This window comes from Pseudomonas sp. KB_15, from assembly GCF_052114525.1.
In the GTDB taxonomy this organism is placed as follows: domain Bacteria; phylum Pseudomonadota; class Gammaproteobacteria; order Pseudomonadales; family Pseudomonadaceae; genus Aquipseudomonas.
This window is the reverse complement of record NZ_JBFREX010000112.1, coordinates 1-667: the sequence shown is the minus strand read 5'-3', so window position 1 is coordinate 667 and position 667 is coordinate 1. Positions and strand designations below refer to the sequence as shown.

Annotated in this window: 1 protein-coding gene; it reads left to right on the top strand. The window is 70.6% G+C overall.

Annotated features, from left to right (window positions below; all coding sequences use genetic code 11):
• Positions 1–667: MFS transporter (locus AB4Z35_RS29930; protein WP_442101148.1), on the top strand; the 667-nt coding region annotated here is incomplete at both ends.

Here is a 667-nt window from a genome sequence, read left to right as displayed (position 1 = left end):
GCTTCGACGTGATCGCCATCGCGGCCACGCTGCCGCTGCTGATCGCCAACTGGTCGCTCACGCCGGGCCAGATCGGCTTCCTGATCGCGGCGCCCTCGGTGGGCCAGCTGGTCGGCGCGCTGCTGTTCCCGGCGCTGGCCGAGCGCTTTGGCCGGCTGCGTTCGGTGGGCTGGAGCGCGGGCATCATCGGCCTGATGAGCATTGCCTGCGGCTTCGCGCCGTCGTTCGAGATTTTCGCGCTGCTGCGCATCATCCAGGGGCTGGGGCTGGGCGGCGAACTGCCGGTGGCGGCCACCTATATCAACGAGGTCACCCGCGCGCATGGCCGGGGCCGCTTCGTGCTGCTGTACGAGGTGGTGTTCCCGATCGGGCTGATGGTGTCCAACGCGATGGGCGCCTTCCTGGTGCCGCGCTACGGCTGGGAGGTGATGTACTTCCTGGGCGGGGTGCCGATCGTGCTGTTCTTCGTGCTGCGCAAGCTGATTCCCGAGTCGCCGCGCTGGCTGGCGGAGAAGGGCCGGCTGGGCGAGGCCGACGCGGCGCTGAGCGCCTTCGAGGCCCGCGCCAAGCAGCCGCTACCACCAGTGGGCGATACCTCGGCGTTCGACGCCATGGCGGCCCGCCACCCGCGCCGCCGCGTGCGCGACCTCGTCGGCCGCGTCTATAT